A 22,582-nucleotide genomic window follows, 5' to 3' on the forward strand; every position below is an offset into this window, starting at 1 on the left:
GCATGTTCATAAGGCGGTCGCAGGCAACTGGAAAGCGGCTTCTTGCGACAAAACATCATGCTGTCCTCTCGAAGGCCGGACTCAGGCTGAAATGACCGTGCGCGTCGCCGGAATATCAGTCGTCAGGACAGCGCCCAACGGTCAGGCGTTGCGGGCGGCGGCCATGGTCTGCGCAAGGCGCAGCGCCTCGATCAGGCTGGAGGGATTGGCGCGTCCCTGACCGGCGATATCAAATGCGGTGCCATGGTCCGGCGACGTGCGAATGAACGGCAGTCCGAGGGTGACATTCACGCCCTTGTCGAAGTCCAGTGTCTTGATCGGGATCAGGGCCTGATCGTGGTACATGGCGATGGCGGCATCATATGTCTTGCGGGCAGCGGCGTGGAACAGTGTATCAGCCGGATGCGGTCCGGTCAGGGAGAGGCCCTCGGTGCGCATCTCGCCGATCAGATCGGCGATCCAGTCCAGCTCTTCGTGGCCCATGGCCCCGCCTTCGCCCGCATGCGGGTTGAGGCCGGTGAGTGCGATCCGTGGAGCGGGGATGCCAAACTGTTGACGCAGCCCCTGTTCGGTCAGGGTAATCACTTCACGCAGCAGGGTTGGTGTCAGCGCCGTGGGCACCTCTGACAGGGCAATATGGATGGTGGCGGGAACAACGCGCAGCTGCTGACTGGCGAGCATCATCACCACGCGGTCAACTCCCGCCAGGGCCGCGAGGAATTCGGTATGACCGGGGTAGGCGAACTCGGCGCCGTCGATCAGCGCTTTTTTGTGGATCGGAGCGGTGCAAACGGCGGATGCTTGTCCGCTGGTGACCAAGGCGACCGCGGTCTCGATGGACTGGATTACACCTGCGGCATTGCGCGAATCTGCGGTGCCGGGGGTGTTATCCCCGGCGAACTGCAAGGGCATGACCGGAAAGGCATTCGCACAGATCTCTGTGGCTTCGGCGGGGTGCTGAACGACTTGCGTCGGGGTGCCTTTCGGCAAATGGCGTGGATCGCCGATCCAGACGAACGGACAGTCCTGACGCAGGCGCTGCCAGGCGGCAACGGCAATCTCGGGGCCGATGCCACCCGGTTCGCCGCAGGAAAGTGCAATCACCTGCGGCGTCTGGCTCATAGCCCTTCGATCCGGGCGTTGGCTTTCAGTTGCTCGATCAAGCTCTCGGCGAGGCTGTTCAGGCGTTGCTGAACCAGAGCGTTCGCCACAGATGCACGCGCGTTTTCTTGCGCTGCAACGACGTCGCTGGTGCGGCCGCACAGCATGGTGAACAACAAGGTCTGACCGTTGTCACGCGTCACCGCCGCCGAAGATTCGTTTGGATCCATCTTGGACAGTTCCAGCGCGATATCCTGCGGGATTTCTGACGGGGCCAGGCTGCCGCGGAAGAGCAGGGCAGGGTCCTTGTCCTTGTTCACACCATAAAGATCATCGCAGGTGTCGACCGTGTCACGCAATTCGGCGGCGCGGGCGAGCGCCTCAGCGCTGCGACCGCCGGGAATGCGGTAGGTCGCATAGTCAATGGCCGCAAAGCTCGCGCTGCGTCCGTCAACTTCGCGCAGTCCGCGCATCCGAAAGATCGCGATGGCCCCCTGCATCGGCAGCGGCTGGGTGATTTGGCCCGGCTCCAAGCTGAGCACAACTTCTTGCAGTTGGCTGGGCAGACGGCTGAGCGGCATCCAAGGCAAGCGCCCACCGTCTACACGACTGTCGGAGGCGGAGAATTGCGCTGCCGAGGCCGCAAAGGCCTCGGGGTTCTTCAGCTCGGAAATCTGGATGGCGAGTTCCTGAACCTGCGCGGCGTTATTCTCGTTGATCGGCATGATGACTTCCGACAGAAGCACCTGCACGCTTCCTGAGCCCGAGTTGCCCATGGCGCGGTCAATTTCAGTGTCGGTCGGGCGCGCCTGTGCAGAGAACCGCCCCCGCACATACTCGCGCCAGCCGATCCCGGCGGATGTGAAGTCGCGCACGGTTTCCGGATCGACGCCGGCCTGTTTCAGGCTCTGGAGGAACTGTTCCAGCGTCAGATTGGTGCGCTGCGCCAGTTCGCGCATGCCTTCGGTGATTTCCTCTTCGCTCAGGGTGAGGCCAACTTCGGACATCACCTGCCGCTTCAGCCGGTCCTCGATCAGGTCATTGCGCGCAACGGTCATCGGGTCGCCCTGCACGGACCCCAGCACATTCAGGAAAAGGGCGCGTTGCTGCAGTTCGTAGTCGGTGATCACATCCTCGTTCACGGTGATGACGGGAGAGAACAACCCCTGCGCTTCTGCATTAGATGCTGGTGAGGTGATCAGAACAGTCAGAGCCAGTCCACCGACACAGGCGGCCTTGCGGGTCCAGTTGATCAGGGCCAGGGAGGCCTGGCGGAAATTTAGGTCTTGCTGCATGATCGCCTGCTCGTTGTGTTGCCGCTCTTCACGGAGAACCCGTTGAGCGATAGTGTAAATCCGAAATCGGTCGAAGGCTCAACACTTGTCGTGCTGGTATAGCGCCGGCTGACCGAGAGGTCGAGGGTGACACATTCGTTTCGGTAGCTCAGGCCGAGACCTGCGCGTGTGGCGCGGCCATCGGTTATGTCGTAGCGCATGTTCGCTCCGGCACGCCAGGTCTGGTTCAGCGCGTAAGATCCATCAAACCACAGCTCTGAGGTCTCCTGTGCTCTGTTCTCGGCAGGATCAGCCTGCAGCCAGAGATAGCTGCCAGCAAGAGACACGCGATCGCGATTGAGGTCGCCGCGGAATTCGGCCTTGGACACCGACCATTCCTCATCAAAAATGCTTCGGGCGGTCAGGGTCAGATTATTGCGCAAGCCAATCTGCCCGGCGACCAGAAGGTTGGAGTTCTGACCATCGAGACCAGACGAGAGCGTAAAGCCAGGCTGCGCCTCGTCCCGGCGAATTTGCGCGATCGTGCCGGTGGCATACCAACCAGACGTGTCGAAATGGGAAAAGTTCACCCCGTAGATCAGTGTTTTGCCGTCTTCGCGCGCGTCCGTCTCAGGAAAGCGGGACAGCGCCAGCAGGTTGCCCTGATCGTATTCGGAAATATTGCTGGCTTCATTCGGGGTGTCGTCGCCGTTCACGTCGGTCCAGCCGACTTGAAGGATCGGCTCCAGAACCTGAACCGCGCCGGAGGCCGTTTGCCGGGTCATGGGCCGACGGAACGTCAGCGCAGTTTTGGGGGTCACGCGCGTGGCGTCATTGTCAAATGCGCCATCGTCTGAAAGCGCAAAGCTGTCCAGCCCCAGACCAACGGTCCAGTTGGTTTCGACCCCATAAGGCAAAATCCAACTGCGCAACCAGATCACGTCCGCCGACACCCGCGTCACATCGCGGCCGTTGGGATCCGTCGCGGTGGCATCAAGCGAGGATTTGCGGGTGAACTGAGTGGCGTTCAACTTTAGTCGAAGCTCACCGCCGATATGCTTGGGAAACAGTCGGTGTTCGAAGGTGCCGGTCAGGATGGTCGAGGGAATGAAATCCTGGTTCTCTGTGTCTCGAAGTGTCTTGTAGTTGTAGATATTCCCCTGAATGAGCTGATCGCGCCGCACCCTGCTGATGCTCAGTTCCGAGCGTATACGGTCAGTGTCGGAAATATCATAGTCGGCAAGATAGGCGTCGTCGGAGACGGTGTTGAGGTCGAATTCAAGCTTGAAGTCACGCCAGATATCGAACCGGCCCGCTGCAGACAGGAAACCGCGCCCGTCATCGGGTTGAATGTCATCGCGGCTGAAGGCGCCGGAAATCTCGATGTTGCCTGTGCGGAAGGCCTGCCGATACCGCAGTTCCAGGGTTGTCGTCTTGCCAGCCAGATAAGGCGTGATGGTCAGATCCTTGTCGGGACCGATGGTGACGAAATACGGCAGTTTGAGACCTACGCCGAGGTTGGAAGAGCTGAACAGCGAAGGCGTTAGAAATCCGTCCGCACGTTCCAGTGTCGGGTCGGGCAGACGCAGTGCCGGAAAATAGAACACCGGAACGTCCTTGATCAGCAATTGCGCGCCTTCAAAGTAAAGCTGGCGTTCCGTCTGGTCATGGGTGATCCGCTCTGCCCGGATCTGCCAGAGCGGCGCACTGCCATCGCTGCACACATCGCAGGACGTGACAGCGGTTTTGTACAGCTGTGAGTAGCGTCCTTCGACGCGCGTCATCTGCAGGGCAGCGAGTTGCACCTGTTGGTCAAAGACCATGCGGGCACCGCGCAGAATGCCGTTGCGCAATCCACTGTCCAATTCCGCCGCTGTCGCAAGTACGGTGATTGATCCGCTTTGGTCGATGCGGATCGGGCCTTCCATCTTCAACAGACCTGTTTGGCGGTCATAGGTGATGCGCCTGGCCTGCAGGCGCACATCACCCTGAAAGGCCTCGACGTTGCCTTCCGCCACCAGTTTGCGATCAGGCGATACAAAAACCCTGTCCGCAACCAACATGGCCGGTGTGTCAACGCTTTCGCCTTGCGGCACAGCCGTCTGGGAGGCTGCGCTGATGGCCGAGAGGCTTAGCCACAGGGGAACCACAGTGCTCAGCAGCGCTCCTCGCCGCCAGTTCTTGAAATTAACCGTCTTCGGCATGCAGGAGCAATCCCATCGTCAGGAGTATTGAAGCCACCGGCGGCGCCCAGGCGGCCAGCAGAACAGGAATTTGTCCATTTTCGCCGAGGATTCGTGCGAAGTTATGGACGAAGTAAAGGGCAAACCCAAGCAGAACTGAGGTCAAAACGGCGACGCCGGTCCCGCCAAGGCGTGTATGGCGCATGGTAAACGCCGCGCCAACCATCACCATCGCCACCAGAAACAGCGGCCGGGCCAGTTCGACTTGCAGCCAGACACGCAACCGGGTTGTCGAAAACCCGGCCTCTTGCAGTGCGGTCACGGTATGGGGCAGATCATAGATCGAAATACCCTCTGCAAAGCCGAGCGTGTCACGGATCCGTTCATTTGTCAGATTTGTCGGCAGGCGCAGCTCGTCATACTGTCTTGCGCCGCGTTCCGGATTTACGCCAACAACCAGCTGCCAGACCTTGGCGTCGCGCAGAACCCAATCTTCGCCGTCAAGCCAGGCTTCTTTGGCGATCGTGCGCCGTGTGGGGCCCCCCTCCGGGGCATAGGTCAGAATTGACACGTCATAGAGGAACAGCTTGTCCGCATCGCCGCGATAATTGCCCGCATGGATCACCGACTGGCCGTTCTGCCCGCCTTGGCGCAGCCAGAGGCCTTCACCGGTGAGAGACACCGCAGCGGCTGCGCCCGGCTGGCGATAGCTCTCGGCCAGCGCCTTGTACCTGTTGGCGGTCGCGGCCACGATTGGATTGAGGGTGCTGACCGCCAAAGCGCCAATGATCAGGGCCACCACAACCGGCGGCAGCAGGGCCCGGATGCCGGACCGGCCAATGGCGCGTGTCACGACCAGCTCGCTGCTGCGCGCCATGCCGACAAACAGCACGATGGTGGTCAGGATCATGATCAGCGGGAGAAATTCGCTCAGTGCGGCCGGGGCGTTCAGCCACGTCAGCACCAGCAGTTGGCCAAACCCGAGGTCCTGAGCGTCAAAGCGCCGAAATTGTTCGCTGAGGTCGATCAGCATCACCAGGCTCATCAGCACGGCGGTGATGACCAGGAACCACTGTAGGAAGCGCTTGGCATAATAGAGGTCGAGGATCATGTGGCCGTCTCCCGGCGAAAGCGCTGGCGCGAAAATGCCTGAGGTCGACTGGCCAGATGCAGAAACAGCACGGCGATCAGCAGCCCAAGCGCCGATGGCAGATAGACAATCGGCCACATGGCGGCATTGTCGAGCACCGGATCAGAGACCACGCCACGCAGCCCCTCGATCAGAATCAGCAGACAGAAGGCGCCCAGCAACTGCTTCCAGATGCCAAACCGGCTGAACCCTCCGAGCATCAGGGCGGACACAGCAATCATCACTACAGCAAGGGTCACAGTCGCGCGGGCGAACCGCAGGTGCAGTTCCTCTGCCTGCGCTCCGGCGGCATGACCATCCGCCTGAGTGATCCCGTCGCGGTCCTGCAGCAGGTCCAGTGTTGGAATATTGCGCAACGGGCGCGGCGCGTCGGCCGGAACCGGCGAAACGGCCCCAAGCGGTTGTGAAAAATCCGCAAACGCAGTGGTCGAGAGGCGGTCGCTGCCAATTTCCTGACGTTGGGCAAGCCCATCGACAAGGATCAGATGCGCTTCGTCACCGTCACGCACCAGATAGGCCTTGTCACTGGTGTAGGTGACTTCAACATCCGAACTGCGTTGGTCATTGAGGAAGACATTGTTGAGCGTCCCCTGGTCGTCAATGCTGCCAATAAAGAAGGTGACACCATCTGTCGGATGAAGAAAGCTGCCGGGTTTCAGGAGTTTAGCGCTGACACTTCGCGCAAGCTCGGCCTCGCGCAAATCCATTTGGGCGAGGGAGGCCGGCAGCAGGAAAAGACTGAGCGCGGACATCATCAACGCACCGATCACGCCAAAGGCCATGGCGGGACGCGCCAATTGCCAAGGGCTGGAGCCTGTTGCACGCAATACCGTCAGTTCGCTCTCTGAATTGAGCCTGTTGGTCACCCAAACCGTGGCAGCAAATGCGGCCAGCGGCAGCACCATTCGCACCAGATTCGGCAGGCTCAGCGCGGAGATCTCAAGGAACGCCAGAACGCTTTGACCGTCACCGATCAGCCAGTCAAACAGGCTTACCGCCCGGTTGATCCAGAATACGGCCACCAGAATTAAGGCAAAGAAGCCAAAGAACAATAGGTATTGCGACAGCACATATCTGTCGTAGCGTGACACCCGATCCCCCCATAGATCTTGCGCTCGGATTATTTTTTGGACCTTAGAGGAATTAAACGGTCGGGAAAACTGCAATCTTCCCCGCAGGATGTCAGATCGGCGAAGCGGCGTCTTCAACCGACGGCTGCTCTGGTATTCGCGCCGGGCAGCCGCTACCTGTATTGCGAAAGCTGCGGCGCGGGTTTGGCGCGGCGGCAGGAACTGATGATCTACAGGAGACCTGAATGAGCGCGCTTACCCCGATCCGTTTTTCCACCTATGATCCCAAAGCCCTCGCCGATGTCGAAGGCCATCTTGCGATCGTGGTGACGCCCGAGGGAACCATGGATCAGGCGGCCCGCAGCGCCAATCGGCTGTCCAAGGGCGCCGTGGCGCGTCTGATCGCCTCGGACGAATTCTCAAAGGCCAAGACCGGACAGGTCATCACGCTTGCTTGGCCCGCAGGGCTGGCGGTCGAGGCGCTGCACGTATTGGTCCTGCCCCGCCGCCTTACGGTGACCGAGGCGCGCAAGGCCGGGGCCAAGCTGGCCGAGGCACGCGGCCGCAAACCGCTGACAGTGAAAACAGGCAACATGTCCCGTGCGGCGGATCTGACGCTGGGGCTGGCTCTGCGCAGCTATAGCTTTGATGCTCATAAATCCGCTGAGGCGGATGCTGCTGGCACGATCACCATCGGCCACAACAAGCCCGAGGAGATCGAGGCTGCCTTTGCACCGCTTCTGGCGGTGGCGGAGGGCGTGCATATGACCCGGGATCTGGTGAATGAGCCCGCCAATGTGCTGACAACCACTGAATTTGCCAACCGGCTTGAGGAGATGACCTCCCTTGGGCTCGAGGTCGAAGTGCTGGACGAGGCCGCGCTGGACGCACTCGGCATGCGGATGTTGCTGGCTGTTGGTCAGGGCTCCGCGAGCCCGTCAAAGGTCGTGGTGATGAAATGGAACGGTGGCGACAAGGACGCCGCTCCGCTGGCGCTCGTCGGCAAGGGTGTGGTCTTTGATACGGGCGGCATTTCGCTGAAGCCCGCCGCTGGCATGGAAGACATGACCATGGACATGGGCGGCGCAGGCGTTGTTGCGGGCACCATGCGCGCCCTTGCTCTGCGCAAGGCGAAGGCGAATGTGGTGGGCCTGGTCGGGCTGGTGGAGAATATGCCGTCGAGCACGGCCATTCGTCCCGGCGACGTCATCAAGTCGATGAAGGGCGACACGGTGGAGATCATCAATACCGATGCCGAAGGGCGCATGGTGCTCTGCGATGTGCTCTGGTACGCGCAGGAACGGTTCAAACCAGCCGGTATCATTGATCTCGCAACCCTCACCGGTGCGATCATCATCGGTCTGGGCCATGAAAACGCAGGCGTGTTTTCCAACGATGATACCCTGTGCAAGGCCTTCCTGAAGGCGGCGGATGCCGAGGACGAAGGGGCGTGGCGCATGCCTCTTGGGCAGGCCTATGACGATCAGCTGAAGTCCCGCGTTGCGGATTTGAAAAACGTCGGAGGTCGCCCGGCAGGCTCGATCACGGCTGCGCAATTCCTGCAGCGCTTCATTCAGGACGGCACGCCCTGGATCCATCTGGACATTGCGGGCGTGGCTTCGGTCAAGTCCAACACCGCCTATGCGCCAAAGGGAGCAACGGGCTGGGGCGTCCTGGCGTTGAGCCGCCTGGTGCAGGATCATTTCGAGGCGGAGTGAGAGCGAAAATGGGGGCCGCTTATTTCTACCACCTGACGCGCAGGCCATTGCAGGACACCTTGCCGGTTCTGCTGGACAAGGCGCGTGGCGCAGGCTGGCGCATTGCGGTGCGTGGGCGTGACCCGGACCGGCTTGCCTGGCTCGATGACACGCTCTGGCAGGCAGGGGACGCAAGTTTCCTGCCGCACGGGCTGGCGGGTGGCCCCCATGATGCGCTGCAACCGATCCTGTTGACGACCTCTGCCGAGGTGTCGAATGGCGCGACCTGCGTCATGTGCGTTGATGGCGCGGATGTTGCGCCAGACGAGGTGACCGCGCTGGAGCGGGTCTGCATCCTGTTTGACGGTACCGATCCGGAGGCGGTGCAGCATGCACGCGGCCAGTGGAAAGCGCTGACCGCGGCGGGATGCGCGGCGCAGTATTGGTCCGAGGAAAGCGGGCGCTGGGAGAAGAAGGCCGAAAGCGGCGGCTGAGCAGCATGGCCATGTTGGTGACCCGTGCCCGATGTCGGCAGGACGAACAAGTGCGCAGCCCCGGCAAGGGGGATGCTGTCAACGGGTGAGCAGCAGCTCGTTGTTGCGAATTTCCAAGCCGGAAAACCGCTGTAGATACCCCATCCCCAGCAGCGATTGTTCAAGCGCCCCTTCATTGACCCAGGCGGAGACATTGCGATCCACAATGCCGCCCAGACCGACACTGTCCAGTTTGATGCGTGCGGTGCGGACTTCGCCATTGGCGGTCATGGCACGGCCCAGATAGGCAAGGTCTTCGGTCTCAATACCCACGCGAGCTGCCGACTCGGCATTGAGGACCATTTCGCTGGCACCGGTGTCGACAAGAAAGCTCACTGGCTGTTCGTTGATCTGCAGCGTCAGGTAATAGTGCCCGTCACGCGACCGGGGAACGCTGATCTGGCCACCATCCGACATGACGGCCTGTTGCGGCGCGACGGTCGACCGGATGTCACCCCATAGCCCATAGGCGGCAATGACGCCGAGAAAAATCAATGCCCAGATGGCCAGCTGCTGCGCGGTCTTGCCCAGAGATTGCCGGTTCTGAACAAACACCCATGATCCAACGGCGGCCAGGAGCACCACCAGATAGATCATTTGGCCCATATCGTCAGACGTCATCGTGTTCACTCCTCCATGAGTAGGGAGGTAGGTATCCTATAGGGGCTTGTCTAGTTGGCAAAGCCAAAGGCGCTCAGACCTTCAAGAACAAACTGTACGGACAATGCCGCTAGCAGCATGCCCAGCAGCCGGGTCGCCACGTTGATCCCAACGGGCCCGAGTACGCGCTCGACCATCCCGGAAATGGCAAACATCAGCAGCATCAAGGCGATCACAGCGACTACGATGGCCATGACGGAGGCAAAGCCTTCGATGCCCGGGTGCTGACCGGTCAGCAGGATCACGGTTGCGATGGAACCGGGACCGGCGATCAGCGGGATCGCCATGGGAAAGACCGAAGGGTCATCTTCCGGTGCGATCTCGTCCCCCTGATGCTGCCGACGTGCGGTTCGGCGTTCGAACAGCATGTCGAGCGCGGTCAGGAACAACAGGATACCCCCGGCGACCCGGAATGCAGCCATGGAGATGCCGATGAACCCGAGCACGCTTTCGCCAAAGAGCGCAAAAACCGCAAGAATGCCGATGCCCGTCACCGAGGCGCGGATGGCGATCGCCCGGCGCTGCTTTGAACTCATACCCTGGGTCAGGGCCAGGAACACCGGCATCAGACCGATCGGGTCGATGATGACGAAGAGCGTCACAAACGATGTGATGAGAAAAGCGGTATCGAGCATCAGGCCTCTGCCACCTCCAGTTTTTCCAGCGCCTTCATCCACAGGGCTTCGGCCCGATCCAGCGCGTCCATGCATTCAGCGTGTTTCTTCTGCCAGACCGCCCGGTCCCCGGCGCGGCTCGACTCGTAGAGCTCCGGATCGGCAAGCTTCTCGTCCAGCTTGTCCTGCATCTCGGTCAGTTTCTCGATCCGGGCCTCGGCCTTGCGGACCTCGTTGCGCAGGGCAAGGATCTGATCGCGGCTGGCGCGTTTGGGTTTCGGCTTCGACGCGGATTTGGTATCGGCTTTGCGCGCGGGCTTGTCGCGCATCAGCAGCATCTCGCGATAGCTGTCGAGATCGCCGTCATAGGGCGCCACGGTGCCGCCGGACACCAGCCAGAGCCGATCTGCCACCATGCTCAGCAAATGCATGTCGTGGCTGACCAGAATGACCGCGCCGCTATAGGCGGTCAGCGCCTCGACCAGCGCCTCGCGACTTTCGATGTCGAGGTGGTTCGTCGGCTCGTCGAGGATCAGCATATGGGGGGCGTCGAGTGTCGCCAAGAGCAGGCTGAGGCGGGCCTTCTGGCCACCGGACAATTTGCCAACCGGGGTTTCGACCTGTGCTGCAAGCAGACCGAAGCCAGCCAGACGGGTGCGCCATTTGCCGGGGGCCTCATGCGGGCGCAGGCGACGCAGGTGATCGATGGGGGTCTCGTCCACGTAAAGCTCGTCCACCTGATGCTGGGCGAAATAACCGATGCGCAGCTTGGACGAGCGCACCATTTTGCCCGCCATCAGGGGCAGCCGGTCCGATAGCAGTTTCGACAGGGTGGATTTGCCCTGACCGTTCTTGCCCAGCAGCGCGATGCGGTCGTCCTGGTCGATGCGCAGATCGAGCCGGTTCAGAACCTCGGTCTCGCCATAGCCGGTGACACCACCCTCGATCTGGATGATGGGGGGCGACATCTCTTCCGGCTCCGGGAAGGTGAAAGCGCGCAGGGCGGCCTCCTGCGGTGTCGAGATCGGTTTCATCTTCTCGATCATCTTCAGACGCGACTGGGCTTGTTTCGCCTTGGAGGCCTTGGCGCGGAAACGATCAACAAAGCTTTGCAGGTGGGCGCGGCGGGTGTCTTGTTTGCGGGCCTCGGATTGCGCGGCAAGGATCCGCGCGGCGCGGGTTTCCGCAAAGGTATCGTAAGGGCCCTGATAGAGCGTCAGCTTGCGATCCTCCAGATGCAGGATTGCCCCCACCGCCCGATTGAGCAGACCGCGGTCGTGCGACACGATCAACACCGTATGCGGGTAGCGGGCGATATAGCTTTCCAGCCACAGCGCGCCTTCGAGGTCGAGGTAGTTGGTCGGTTCGTCCAGCAGCAGGAAGTCGGGCTGTGCGAACAGCACGGCCGCCAGCGCCACGCGCATGCGCCAACCGCCGGAGAAATCCGAACAGGGGCGTTGCTGGTCTTCGTTGTCAAACCCAAGACCCTTGAGGATCGAGGCGGCGCGCGCCTCGGCGGACCAGGCGTCGATATCGGCCAGACGGGTCTGGATCTCGGCAATCCGGGTGCCGTCGGTTTCGGTCTCCGACGCCGTCATCAGCGCGGCGCGTTCGGTGTCTGCCGCCAGCACCGTGTCGATCAGTGAGGTCGAAGAGGAGGGCACCTCCTGCGCGACACCGCCGATGCGGGCCTGTGTCGGCATGGAGACGGAACCGGACTCCAGCACCAATTCGCCGCGGATCAGGCGGAAGAGGGTGGATTTGCCGGTGCCGTTGCGGCCGACGACGCCGACCTTGTGGCCGGTGGGAATGGTGGCGGAGGCCTCCTCGATCAGAGGGCGGCCTTCGACGGAATAGGTTATGTTGTCAATCCTGAGCATGGGCTCTCTCATGTCGAAACCCGCGAAGGGGGTCAATGACTATCCGCAGGGTAGGGTGCGAACACTCTACCAGAGCCCTTGGTCTGTGCTGCGCGCATGATAGGCTTGGTTTTATTTGCAGGTGTCTCTGGGGCGGATCACGCGTCGCGGGACAGAGGTTCATCGGGGCCGGGGGATTTTGACATGCGCAGATTGATTATCTGTTGTGACGGGACGTGGAACACCGCGGATCAGCACAACGACGGAATGCCGACGCCGACCAATGTGGCAAAGCTGCATTCGCTGGTGGCGGCGCATGATGGCCAGGGTGTTGAGCAGATCGCATACTACCGCACGGGTGTTGGCACGTCGGGCGGTGTCTTTCGTCGCGCATTGGGCGGAGCCATTGGTCTGCGGCTCGAAGATGACATCATGAGCGCCTACAAGTTCCTGGCCGAAACCTACGCACCGGGGGACGAAGTTTTTCTGTTTGGGTTCAGCCGAGGGGCCTATGCGGTGCGCAGTCTCGCGGGGATGGTGTCCAACGTCGGGCTGGCGGATCTTCGACCGGATCACGTCTCGCCTTATGAAGACCCCTGGCAGGTGGTGAAACGTCTGATGGAGCGATACCAGTCGCGCAAGGCTGGTGCGGGCAAGACCGCGTTGCAGGAGGCCTTGCTGCAGGATCGCCCCATAGGAGTGGTGAAGTTCCATGACCCGGCGCAGGTCGGGTTCCGCTTTGTCGGGGTGTGGGACACTGTTGGCGCGCTGGGTATCCCGGACGACAAGGGGCTGTTGCGGCTGATCCTCGGGGATCCGCGCAAGCATGGGTTCCGCGATACTGAATTGGGCGGCAATGTCAGTTGCGCCCGACAGGCGCTGGCCATGGACGAACGGCGCAAGGACTTCACACCGACGCTCTGGACCAAATGGGGCGCGGGGCAGGATGTGCAGCAACGCTGGTTTCCCGGCGTGCATGGTGACGTGGGGGGCGGATATGCCGATTGTCGCCTTGGGGACCTGACGCTGGAGTGGATGATACGGGAAGCACAGGCCAATGGTCTGGGGATACGCGAGATCGCACCGGGACAGTTGACCCCGGATGCCTTCGCCCTGCGACATACATCCTATCTGGGATGGTTTCGCTTTCGCCCGACCCGACCGCGCGCCGTGCCGGAGCTGTTGGATGATGCGTCCAGTATTGCAGACCGGATCAGCCGCACCTGCTTTGACCCGTCGGTGATCGCGCGTCATCGCACACCACCACCGGGGGAGCGCAGCTACTGGCCGACGCATGTGCTGGCGCCCGGTGTCCTCCATACGACATGGGTCAGTGCCCGGCCACGCTGGACTGCGACGGGGCTCTATCTGGAACGCGGTGTCAAATACAATGTCAGGGCCGCGGGAGAGTGGCTGGACGCGTCGATCCCTGCCACTGCTGATGGGGCCCGGGCGGGTGTGTATCTGGGCAAGCTGGCCTATTGGCTTGCGACACTGCCGGAGGCACTGCGCGCGGCGCTACGGCGGATCAAGCGACTGCAGAAGGCGGATGTGCCCTTTACCCGACGTGTGGAGGGCGCGCCCTGGTTTGCGCTGATCGGCGTGATCGCAAACGGGCAGGGCGCCAGTGAATATGGCAGCGGCGTAGAGGATCACGAGGTCCACGTGCTGGGACGCGAGATGTCCTTTACCGCGCAGGAGAGTGGCTATCTCCATCTTTATGCCAATGACGCCTGGGTGATGTATCGCAATAACGCAGGCACGCTGCGGGTGGAGATCGCACGCAGGCCGTGATGGCTCTGGGGAGGCCCTGCAGGTTGTTCGTAAGCAGGCTATTTGCTTGTATCCCGCCAGAGGACGGGGTTCACTGCACCCAGATTGAGAGATGTAGATTTGCTGTGAACGCCGTCGTGACTTGTGTCACGGCTCTGTCTGGCCGGGAATTGGAATGACTGTCACGATATTGCGCCCCGCACAGACGCCGCCCTCCTTGATGACGCTGATCTTTGGCACGGCACTTTCGGTGTTGTCGCTGAATATGTTTCTGCCCTCACTGCCGGGGATCGCGGCTGCCTTTGATGCGGACTATGGCCTCGCCAATCTCTCGGTGGCAGGCTATCTGGCGATCTCCGCCGTTCTCCAGATCCTGATGGGGCCTCTATCCGACCTCTACGGGCGCCGCCGGATCATGCTGATTTGCTGTGCGCTGTTTGTTGTGGCCTCCATTGGCTGCGCACTGGCGAGCAACATCTGGGTGTTTCTCGGGTTCCGTCTGCTACAGGGGGCGATCATCAGCGGACAGGTGATTTCGCGTGCGGTGATCCGGGATATGTATCCGCCAAGTGAGGCCGCAAGCAAACTCGGTTACATGGCCATGATTATGGCGCTGGCCCCGATGACTGGTCCGATGATCGGCGGCGCGCTCGACATGGCGTTCGGCTGGCGCTCCGGGTTCTGGCTTTATACCGCGCTGGGCGTGATCGTGCTGCTGCTGACCTGGGGGGACATGGGAGAGACCAACACCTCCCGCTCTGCCACCTTTCGGGCACAGATGCGGCTTTATCCGGGATTGTTCTCCTCGCGTCGGTTCTGGGGCTACTCTGCCTGCGTCGCATTTTCCATCGGGGGATTTTATTCCTTTGTGACCGGGGCGCCGATGGTCGCTGCCGCCTGGTTTGATCTGAGCCCGGCCATGGTGGGACTGGGCATCGGGATCATCACCTGCGGCTTCATGGTGGGGAATTTCATTACCGGACGATTGGCGCAACGGGTGCGACTGTTGACGCTTATCCTGATCGGGCGGGTGATCTCTTGTGTGGGGCCGGCGCTGGGCCTTGGCCTGTTCTGGGGCGGGCAGGGCAGCGAATGGGTCTTTTTCGGCTCTGCGATCTGTGTCGGACTTGGCAACGGGCTGACCATCGCCAATGCCAGCGCGGGCCTTATGTCGGTGCGCCCGGATCTGGCAGGCAGTGCGGCGGGGCTGTCGGGCGCGATGACCGTTGCGCTGGGCGCAGCGCTGACCACCGCGACGGGGCTGCTGGTCCAGCCGGACACCGCGCCGTTTGTGGTGCTGGGGATCATGCTGACGGCAAGCGTCCTTGCGCTGATCTCCGCCGTCTACGTCCACATCGTCGACATCGCGGATCCGCTGGAACCGGCAAAACCCTGAGCCGCGCAGGGCGGGCGTGTTTTGCTCTGGTGCGGGCCACAAGCCCCTTCCCATGCGCCACCAGCCGTGCTACCCGGCGCCAGATCGTTGCGGCAGGCCAAGACCCGGCGCCGCGACACCTAATTGACATGTGAATTCCACGAAGGAGATCGCCTGATGGCACTGGAACGCACCTTTTCGATCATCAAGCCCGATGCAACCCGCCGCAACCTGACTGGCGCGATCAACGCCAAGTTCGAAGAAGCCGGCCTGCGCATTGTTGCGCAAAAACGCATCCAAATGACCAAAGCTCAAGCTGGCAAGTTCTACGAAGTGCACGCAGAGCGTCCCTTCTACGACGAACTGTGCGACTTCATGTGCTCCGCTCCGGTGGTTGTGCAGGTTCTCGAAGGTGAAGGTGCCATCGCGAAAAACCGCGAAATCATGGGCGCAACCAACCCGGCAGACGCAGCGCCCGGCACCATCCGTGCCGAGTTCGCGGAATCTGTTGGTGAGAACTCCGTGCACGGGTCCGACGCGCCGGAAACCGCAGCCGTAGAAATCGCCTATTTCTTCGCCGGTCTCGAACTGGTGGGCTAAGCCCTCCGCTTGTGAAAAATTGATGGATGGGGCGCGTTCTTCGCTTAACCATTCTGAGATTGAAGAGCCGTCGCGTTTCAGACGCGGCGGCTTTTTCGTTGCGCATTGCAGCACTCAGTCCGGGCGCCGCTCGATCACACCGATTTCATCCAGAATGGCATCCAGCGCAGAGCGTTCGTTGTCAAAACAAGACGCCTTGATCGCATCAAACCGCTTGCGCAGCGCTTTCTTCTCCTCGCCCTTGCAATCGTTCCAGGGGCGCCCCTGCAAAGCCATAACCAGGACGTAATACCCGATGAAATGCGGCTTGCTACCTGATTTCAGCAGCTTGCCATAGGCCGCGTCCGCGCCGAGGGCGTGCAGCGCCTCGGCGGAGTGGATGCCAGCGCGGGCGCAGGCGACCTCATAGGCCGGGCCGAGGTTTCGGATGGAAGAGACGGGTGTGGTCATGGCCCAGTTCTAATCTGATTGCCGCTCTGCGTCAGCCCCAAACGATATGGCTGGCGACACTGAAGGCCTGTGGTGAGTCGTAATGTGTTCCATCAGTGCTGGTGAATCTTGGTTAATGATTCCAGTCATTTGGCGCGCTTTATGGTTAACGCATGTTAGACCCCTGCCGGAGGAGAAATGATAGAAAGAAATTCAATCAATTTGTGACCCTCGGTGGGGCTGCACCTATCCCAAAGGCTGCGTCCTATCCTTTTGCAAGAGGCACGGAGACCGATGGATAGGGGACGGCGCAATGACAGATGGCATACGTTTGTACACATCGGAATACCAAGCGAAAGAGGTTCCAATGCTGCATCCCATCATTCTTGCCGGTAGCGTGCATCCGTCCAGTGACCGTCAGGCGGGGGAAGGTCCGATGCACTTTGAACGCTCTCCCGGAATTCCCAGCCGCTTTGAACAGGTTGTCGCGCATTTGACGGGGGAAGTCTTTGCATCTCCGTTGGTCGTCGCGACGCAGGATTGCGGACCTCTGGTCGAGGCACAATCCAATCACGCCCGGATCATCCTGGAGCCGGACACCCACAAACCGGCAGCGGCGTTGCTGAGTGCGGTTCTCTCCCTGCGGCATGAGCCTGATGCGATTGTGGTCGTGGCCCCGGCCTCAGCAAACCTTGAGGATCAAAAGGCACTTGATACAGCTCTGTGCCAGGCAATCCCGGCAGCACAGCGCGGAGAAGTGGTGATGCTGGGGCATCGCACCGGACGGGCCTATCCCGGTTTCGGCGTGATGGAGATCGCAGACCAGCCGCGTGACACCGCCCCGGTTTCCGTCAGCCGACTCTTGGCCTCCGGGCGGCAGACGACCTTGTCTCATCTGTTGCAGGGCAATCACCAGCTCTGGGGGCTTGGTATCTACATTGCGCGGGTGGATGTGCTAATTGCAGCCTTCAAGCGCCACGCGAGCCGTCTGTTTCTCCCGGTCAAGAATGCCCTGTTGCGGGCCGCCGCAGCGGGTCGGGCCATCTACCTAGACAACAGTAGCTATCAGCGCGTCAAATGCGTGAGCTTCGAGCGCGCCGTGGCGCAGAAATTGGAGCATGTCTCGGCGATCCAGATGGATACTTCCTGGACTGAGTTGAGCGATTGGGACCGGGATGCGGTGGCAGACCGCGAGATGTCGGCCTGGGACACGGATTTGGCGCAGGAGCAGGCAGGGGAGCATTCTCACACCGCAGAAATGATGTCCGTCTACAAAAGTCTCGCCAACGCCTCCGAGGACGATGCGCTGATGTCCCGCTCATCCGAGCATGAATGGGGGCGTCACGAAACACTTGCCATGGGGCCGGGTTTCACCCTGCAACGTTTGACGGTGCAGCCGGGTGCTCAGGTGGAGCTGAGCGCAGGGGCAGGAGCCGCAGAGCATTGGATCGTTGTGCAGGGGGCGGCGCTGATCACGCTGGGTGGGCATGTCAAGCTTGTGTGGGAGAGCCAGAGCGCGCGTATTCCCGCCGGGCGCACACGCATGATCGAAAATCCCGGCTCAGCTACATTGCACCTTGTGCAACTGCAGATTTCGTCGCTGAGCGCGCCGAGCGACCATTCCATGAAGCTTTCTGTGTCCCCCGCCGGAGTTGCATAACCCCCCTCCATTCAAGCAACACCGGCACTTTGACGTCCCGCGCGCCCACGCGGGGCGTCTTTTTGTGCGATGGTTTGGTCCAGCCGTAGCCAGTGGCACGGTGAAGCATCGACGTGACGGGATCTGGGGAGGCGGGTCTTGTGGCGGCGCAGGAGGTCAACTGCCTCTCAATCCGAATGGAAACTGCGGGCCTGAAGCCTGAGGTGGAGAGGCTTTACACACTCCGACTATTTCTTTGCTCGCTATGCAGCCACCCTGACAAATCCAACCACCTTGGCAGGGTGATCTGCGTGCGGTGGGCGATTGGACCACGACAGGCGCGGTCTTTAGAACAGGCCAGCTTCCTTTGCCGTCATCGCGGCCTGGGTGCGGTTCTTGGCATCCAGTTTGCGGCACAGGGTGCGTACATGCAGCTTGATGGTGACTTCCTGCAAATTCAGATCGCGGGCGATTTCCTTGTTGGACTGGCCTTGGCACAGGCCACTTAGAACCTCGATTTCGCGCGGGCTGAGTTGGGCAAGCAGCGGGTGTGCAGGGGCAGAGGCCTCTTCTCGCATCAGTTCGACTGGCACGTAAATCTCGCCGGCGCTCATGAAGCGAACAGCGTTCAGCAGGGATTGAGCGCCCATTGTCTTGGGGATGAAGCCGATGGCACCTGCGTCCAATGCATCCTGCGCCGTACGGGTCGGGGCGCTGCCCGACAGGATGGCGACGCCACGACCGCCGTTTGCTTTCAGGGCACGTTGCAGACCGTCGAGGCCGTTCATTCCCGGCATATTATAGTCGAGCAGGACGAGATCGAATGGACCCTGATCTTCAAGCTCTTGCATGGCTCGGTGCAAATCCGTTGTGGCCGTAATCTCTGCTCCGCCTTCCGAGGTGAGATATGCGGAAATGGTATCACGCACCATGTCATGATCATCTGCAAGTAGAATGCGCATGTCGCCGTTTAACCTGTTTTCACTGTTCCTAGATAACCCTACAGGGGCAAACCTTTCCAATCCATCAACTTTTGCCGGATTATTTTGCAGTGGATTGCTTGTGTCGCACGGTAGGATTGTTCGCCGCAAATCTCTGCCGAGCCCTCATTTTGGCAGGAATCGCATTGGCGTGTGCTGAAAAGGCGTGCCAATGCGGCGACAAAAGCCACATTTTCGAAAGCTGAGTTTACCGATCTTATACGAAAGTCTAGCAGACTATACACAGGCGTTCATGCCGTATTGGTTTGGATATGCCAGTATCCTGACAAGCCCGAAGACGGGCAAAGCGAATATTGGAGACACATGATGAAACGCCTTCTTGCCGCAGTGGTGGCCTTGTTCACCCTTGCATTTTCCCTGCCCGTGATCGCCAGCGAGCAGGACATTCTGCTAACGGTTCGTGCAGGAGAAGACGTTCATGAATTCACGATCCGCGACCTGCGCGATCTGGGAGAGCGCGAGGTTGTGACCTCCACGATCTGGAGCGACGGCGAGCAGAGGTTTGTCGGGGTGTCGTTGGATCGGTTGCTGTCCCATGTTGACGTCGCTGAAGGCACGCTGGAAGCGGCCGCCGTCAATGACTACGCCGTTGAGATCCCGATGTCGGATGTGCGCGCGGGTGGGCCCATCGTTGCTTACATGCGAAATGGCGAAAGAATGTCTCTTCGAGACAAGGGGCCACTTTGGATCATCTATCCCTATGACAGCGGTGCAGAGTTTCGCACCGAAGAGGTCTATTCGCGCAGCATCTGGCAGCTGAACAGGATAACAGTGAACTAACCGGCCTTTTCGGGGGCTAACATTCAGGAGGTATCCGGCTCTTGCAGCGCCTCAAGATACCGCAGATGCATCGTTGGCTTTTCACTGGTGCCGCCGTGGTTCTTATACTGCTGGCGGTACAAGCCGTTAGGCTGGGCAAAGATGTGCAATCCCGGATCGAAGCATTGTCCTCGGCGGCGACGGACAACCTGCAGTGGACCCTGTCGCAGGCGGAGGTGGACTACCTGAAATACCGGTTGGCAGCGATGCAAACCAACGATGCCGATGACCTGGTGAGGCTGCGACGACAGTTCGACATCTATTACAGCCGAATTGCCACCTTCCGTGAGAGCGCTTTTTACTCTGGCATACGTGACAACAAGGAAGGCGAACTGTCCCTGGAGCGCCTGCATCGCGGTATGAAGGCGCAGGCCGGGTTGATCGACGCCTCCGATGAGACGCTGCTGAGCAGTTTGGATGAGCTGCGCGAGATGGTGGTGGCCGATGGCAATGACGTGCGTGACCTCGCGCTGATCGGCGTCGCGCTGCAGGCAGAGACCGCCGGGGATGAACGCGTGCAGCTGCATGATCTGTTCCTGAACCTCGCGATCGTCGTCATTACGCTGACCGCCGCGCTCACTCTGACCGCTCTGATGATCCTGCTGTTGTTCCGGCGGGGGCAGAAATTGGCCGCACTGCAGGCGCGTGAAGCAGCCCGGACGGAGGCCATGGTGACCTCCTCACTCGATGCCATTCTGATGGCGGATGAGGCGGGGCGGATCACGGCCTTCAACGGCGCGGCAGAGGAAATTTTCGACTATTCGGCCCAAGAGGCCATCGGGTTGCCGTTCGAAGATCTGGTGCCTGTGAAGTCTGAGATGTTCACTGACAAGCAACTGCCTAGTGAGCTGCGAGAGACCGATGGCCGTATCCGGATGACGGCCCGGCGTAAATCCGGTGAAACCCTTCCTGTTGAAGTGTCCCTGACAATGAGCCGCTCCAACGGAAACGAGGTGCTGGTGAGTTACGTCCGCGATATTTCGCGCCGCTTGCGTGCGGAAGAGGATTTGCGTCGCGCCCGAGATGATGCGCTGGCGGGGGAGAAGGCAAAAGACAAGCTGCTAACGGTCATGAGCCACGAAATGCGCACTCCTCTTACGGGCATTCTGGGCTCGCTGGATATTCTGGATGACCTAACCCCGTCGTCGGAGCAGCGAAAGTTCCTGCAGGCGATGCGGGTTTCCGGAGAGCTTTTGCTGCATCACGTCAATGACGTTCTGGAATTGTCGCGGTTGGAAGCCGGGGCCGAACCCGAGGCGGTCGCGCCGTTTGATTTGGCCGATCTGGTTGCCAGTACCTGCGATAGCTTGCAAGCTGCGGCGGGCAAGAATGGCAATGAACTCAGCGTGTTCTGTAGCCTTGGGGCGACAGATTGTGTTTTGGGGCGCAGTCGTTATGTGCAGCAGGTCTTGCTGAATTTGATCGGCAACGCGTTGAAGTTCACGCGTGATGGTGCGGTATCGGTGGATGTGATGCGCACCTCCGGGGACACGATCGAGTTCAGTGTTGCCGATACCGGCCAAGGGATTGCTGCAGACGATCTGGAACGGATATTCGACGAGTTCATCATGCTTGACCCGAGCTACAAGCGGGGAAGCGAAGGAACCGGTCTTGGTCTCGCGATTTCGCAGCGTCTGGTGCGAACGATGGGGGGAGAGATCACCTGCGAGAGCGAACCGGGCGAGGGCAGCTTGTTCACCTTCGCTGTTCCGCTGCCCCCATCGGATCTGGAACAGTGTCTACAGCGGATCGGGCAGGAGCAGTCGCGCTCGGGGCAGAAGCTATTGATCATAGAAGACAATGATATCAATCGTCTTCTTCTGGAGAAAATGCTGGGCGATTTTGGCCATGATGTCACCTCGATGAGCGGTGGCGAAGACGGGATCAAGGCACTTCGAACCGAGACCTTCGATCTTGTCATTACTGATATTAGCATGCCCGACATCGACGGCATGGAGGTGTTGCGCCGTGCAAGAGAGGAGCATCTTGCCGATGACACCAATATCGTGGCTTTGACAGCGCATGCAGCCGAGGATGACCATTCACGCATTCTCAACGCGGGTTTTGCCGAGGTTCTGACCAAACCGATCGACCGGGATGCACTTGCGGGCACTATAGCACGGCATGGGAGAGGAGACCTCGATGCGACGAAAGCCGCCCCGCCTGTGCCGGCGCATCCCGGTGATTCTGACATCGAACAGTTTGTAAATGCAATTGGACCCGATAAAGCGAAGCATTTCCTAGTTGAGTTTTGCAGTGATGTTCGAAAGCTGAGCGATCAGTTGGAGCAAAGCGAAGAGTTGACCGAGCGCCACCGCCAGGAAGCCCACCGGCTCGCAGGTTCCGCTGCTGTACTGGGTCTATTGGAATTGCGTGCCTCTATGCTGCAACTCGAAGAGGCTAACACCAACGTTGTGCCGGAGCTCTACGGATTGCGCACAGCCTGGCGATCTGCTGATGGTATGCTTAGGCATTACATTGGGGCAGGGCATCAGGCGGACGCGTAATCCCTATCGGTGCAACATAGTATACTGCGTCTAAGCAAATTCAACACGCCAAGATTGGAGATAAAGTTTGCCATTTGCATTTCCAGGGTGAGCGTCCATTGAAGGCGCTCTGACGGTGCCCGTGGCGTGCTGATAATGTCTATTTTCGGTAGTGGACATTCTGATGGACTCTGTTGCACAAATCCACTGATAGACAGAGTTCCCCTTTCCCTAGACGGACTTATCCCACGGCCTCGGTAATGGGTATGCCGAGCGCCGTATAGCCGTTCATGACGGCGATGCGGATTTGGACTTCCGC

The 22,582-nt window shown here is 60.4% G+C and carries 18 protein-coding genes; 8 read left to right on the forward strand and 10 right to left on the reverse strand.

Going from position 1 to position 22,582, the window contains the following annotated elements:
• Positions 1-141: 141 nt before the first annotated feature.
• From pdxA to lptF, 5 genes are read right to left on the reverse strand one after another with little or no spacing between them, the layout of a single operon-like run.
• A complete protein-coding gene (pdxA, locus tag CLV89_RS15575; RefSeq protein WP_106164578.1) occupies positions 142-1,122 on the reverse strand; it encodes a 4-hydroxythreonine-4-phosphate dehydrogenase PdxA in 981 nt (326 codons plus the stop codon).
• The gene (locus tag CLV89_RS15580; RefSeq protein WP_106164579.1) at positions 1,119-2,396 is read right to left on the reverse strand and encodes a peptidylprolyl isomerase; all 1,278 of its coding nucleotides are present in this window, start codon (positions 2,394-2,396) and stop codon (positions 1,119-1,121) included. Before CLV89_RS15580 ends, pdxA begins: the two co-directional genes overlap by 4 nt.
• Positions 2,381-4,579 (reverse strand): LPS-assembly protein LptD, encoded by a 2,199-nt coding sequence (locus tag CLV89_RS15585; protein ID WP_106164580.1) that lies wholly within the window; start codon positions 4,577-4,579, stop codon positions 2,381-2,383. Before CLV89_RS15585 ends, CLV89_RS15580 begins: the two co-directional genes overlap by 16 nt.
• Positions 4,563-5,669: an LPS export ABC transporter permease LptG gene (gene lptG, locus CLV89_RS15590; RefSeq protein ID WP_106164581.1), complete on the reverse strand. Its 1,107-nt coding sequence runs from the start codon at positions 5,667-5,669 to the stop codon at positions 4,563-4,565. Before lptG ends, CLV89_RS15585 begins: the two co-directional genes overlap by 17 nt.
• The gene (lptF, locus tag CLV89_RS15595) at positions 5,666-6,799 is read right to left on the reverse strand and encodes an LPS export ABC transporter permease LptF (protein ID WP_106164582.1); all 1,134 of its coding nucleotides are present in this window, start codon (positions 6,797-6,799) and stop codon (positions 5,666-5,668) included. The genes lptG and lptF overlap by 4 nt, the downstream gene beginning before the upstream one ends.
• A 224-nt stretch (positions 6,800-7,023) precedes the next feature.
• Here lptF and CLV89_RS15600 point away from each other — a divergent pair, with 224 nt between their 5' ends.
• Positions 7,024-8,496 (forward strand): leucyl aminopeptidase, encoded by a 1,473-nt coding sequence (locus tag CLV89_RS15600; protein ID WP_106164583.1) that lies wholly within the window; start codon positions 7,024-7,026, stop codon positions 8,494-8,496.
• Between the two features lie 8 nt (positions 8,497-8,504).
• Positions 8,505-8,969 (forward strand): DNA polymerase III subunit chi, encoded by a 465-nt coding sequence (locus CLV89_RS15605; protein ID WP_106164584.1) that lies wholly within the window; start codon positions 8,505-8,507, stop codon positions 8,967-8,969.
• Between the two features lie 78 nt (positions 8,970-9,047).
• Here CLV89_RS15605 and CLV89_RS15610 read toward each other — a convergent pair whose 3' ends face one another.
• Genes CLV89_RS15610 through CLV89_RS15620 form a run of 3 tightly spaced genes read right to left on the reverse strand, consistent with a single transcriptional unit; the run spans position 9,048 to position 12,162 of the window.
• Positions 9,048-9,629 carry a retropepsin-like aspartic protease family protein gene (locus CLV89_RS15610; RefSeq protein WP_106164585.1) on the reverse strand — a complete coding sequence of 194 codons (582 nt, stop codon included), beginning with the start codon at positions 9,627-9,629 and terminating at the stop codon, positions 9,048-9,050.
• Between the two features lie 50 nt (positions 9,630-9,679).
• Complete coding sequence (locus tag CLV89_RS15615; RefSeq protein WP_106164586.1) at positions 9,680-10,303, reverse strand: MarC family protein; 624 nt, start codon at positions 10,301-10,303, stop codon at positions 9,680-9,682.
• On the reverse strand, positions 10,303-12,162 hold the full coding sequence (locus CLV89_RS15620) for an ABC-F family ATP-binding cassette domain-containing protein (RefSeq protein WP_106164587.1): 1,860 nt from the start codon (positions 12,160-12,162) through the stop codon (positions 10,303-10,305). Before CLV89_RS15620 ends, CLV89_RS15615 begins: the two co-directional genes overlap by 1 nt.
• A gap of 183 nt (positions 12,163-12,345) precedes the next feature.
• Here CLV89_RS15620 and CLV89_RS15625 point away from each other — a divergent pair, with 183 nt between their 5' ends.
• The 3 genes from CLV89_RS15625 to ndk all read left to right on the forward strand — a co-directional run bounded on the left by CLV89_RS15625 (position 12,346) and on the right by ndk (position 15,889).
• Positions 12,346-13,935, forward strand: coding sequence for a DUF2235 domain-containing protein (locus CLV89_RS15625; protein ID WP_106164588.1), 1,590 nt, complete (start codon positions 12,346-12,348; stop codon positions 13,933-13,935).
• A gap of 154 nt (positions 13,936-14,089) precedes the next feature.
• Positions 14,090-15,310, forward strand: a complete 1,221-nt coding sequence (locus CLV89_RS15630; RefSeq protein WP_243395032.1) for a multidrug effflux MFS transporter — start codon at positions 14,090-14,092, stop codon at positions 15,308-15,310.
• Between the two features lie 156 nt (positions 15,311-15,466).
• Entirely contained in the window at positions 15,467-15,889 is a 423-nt protein-coding gene (gene ndk, locus CLV89_RS15635; RefSeq protein ID WP_106164589.1) for a nucleoside-diphosphate kinase, read from the forward strand.
• 114 nt (positions 15,890-16,003) lie between these two features.
• On the opposite strand, the gene CLV89_RS15640 is transcribed toward ndk, so the two are convergent.
• Positions 16,004-16,339, reverse strand: a complete 336-nt coding sequence (locus CLV89_RS15640) for a TfoX/Sxy family protein (RefSeq protein WP_106164590.1) — start codon at positions 16,337-16,339, stop codon at positions 16,004-16,006.
• Between the two features lie 346 nt (positions 16,340-16,685).
• Between CLV89_RS15640 and CLV89_RS15645 the strand changes: the two genes are divergently transcribed.
• Positions 16,686-17,978, forward strand: a complete 1,293-nt coding sequence (locus CLV89_RS15645; protein ID WP_243395033.1) for a glycosyltransferase family protein — start codon at positions 16,686-16,688, stop codon at positions 17,976-17,978.
• Positions 17,979-18,304: 326 nt separating this feature from the next.
• Here the strand turns inward: CLV89_RS15645 and CLV89_RS15650 are convergent, their stop codons facing one another.
• Positions 18,305-18,919 carry a response regulator gene (locus CLV89_RS15650; RefSeq protein ID WP_106164591.1) on the reverse strand — a complete coding sequence of 205 codons (615 nt, stop codon included), beginning with the start codon at positions 18,917-18,919 and terminating at the stop codon, positions 18,305-18,307.
• Positions 18,920-19,264: 345 nt separating this feature from the next.
• Here CLV89_RS15650 and CLV89_RS15655 point away from each other — a divergent pair, with 345 nt between their 5' ends.
• Both CLV89_RS15655 and CLV89_RS15660 read left to right on the forward strand, forming a co-directional pair.
• Positions 19,265-19,738: a putative pterin-binding protein gene (locus CLV89_RS15655; protein ID WP_106164592.1), complete on the forward strand. Its 474-nt coding sequence runs from the start codon at positions 19,265-19,267 to the stop codon at positions 19,736-19,738.
• A 65-nt stretch (positions 19,739-19,803) separates the two neighbouring features.
• Complete coding sequence (locus CLV89_RS15660; RefSeq protein WP_243395034.1) at positions 19,804-22,284, forward strand: hybrid sensor histidine kinase/response regulator; 2,481 nt, start codon at positions 19,804-19,806, stop codon at positions 22,282-22,284.
• Positions 22,285-22,582 lie beyond the last annotated feature (298 nt).

The organism is Tritonibacter scottomollicae (assembly GCF_003003215.1).
GTDB classification, from domain to species: domain Bacteria; phylum Pseudomonadota; class Alphaproteobacteria; order Rhodobacterales; family Rhodobacteraceae; genus Epibacterium; species Epibacterium scottomollicae.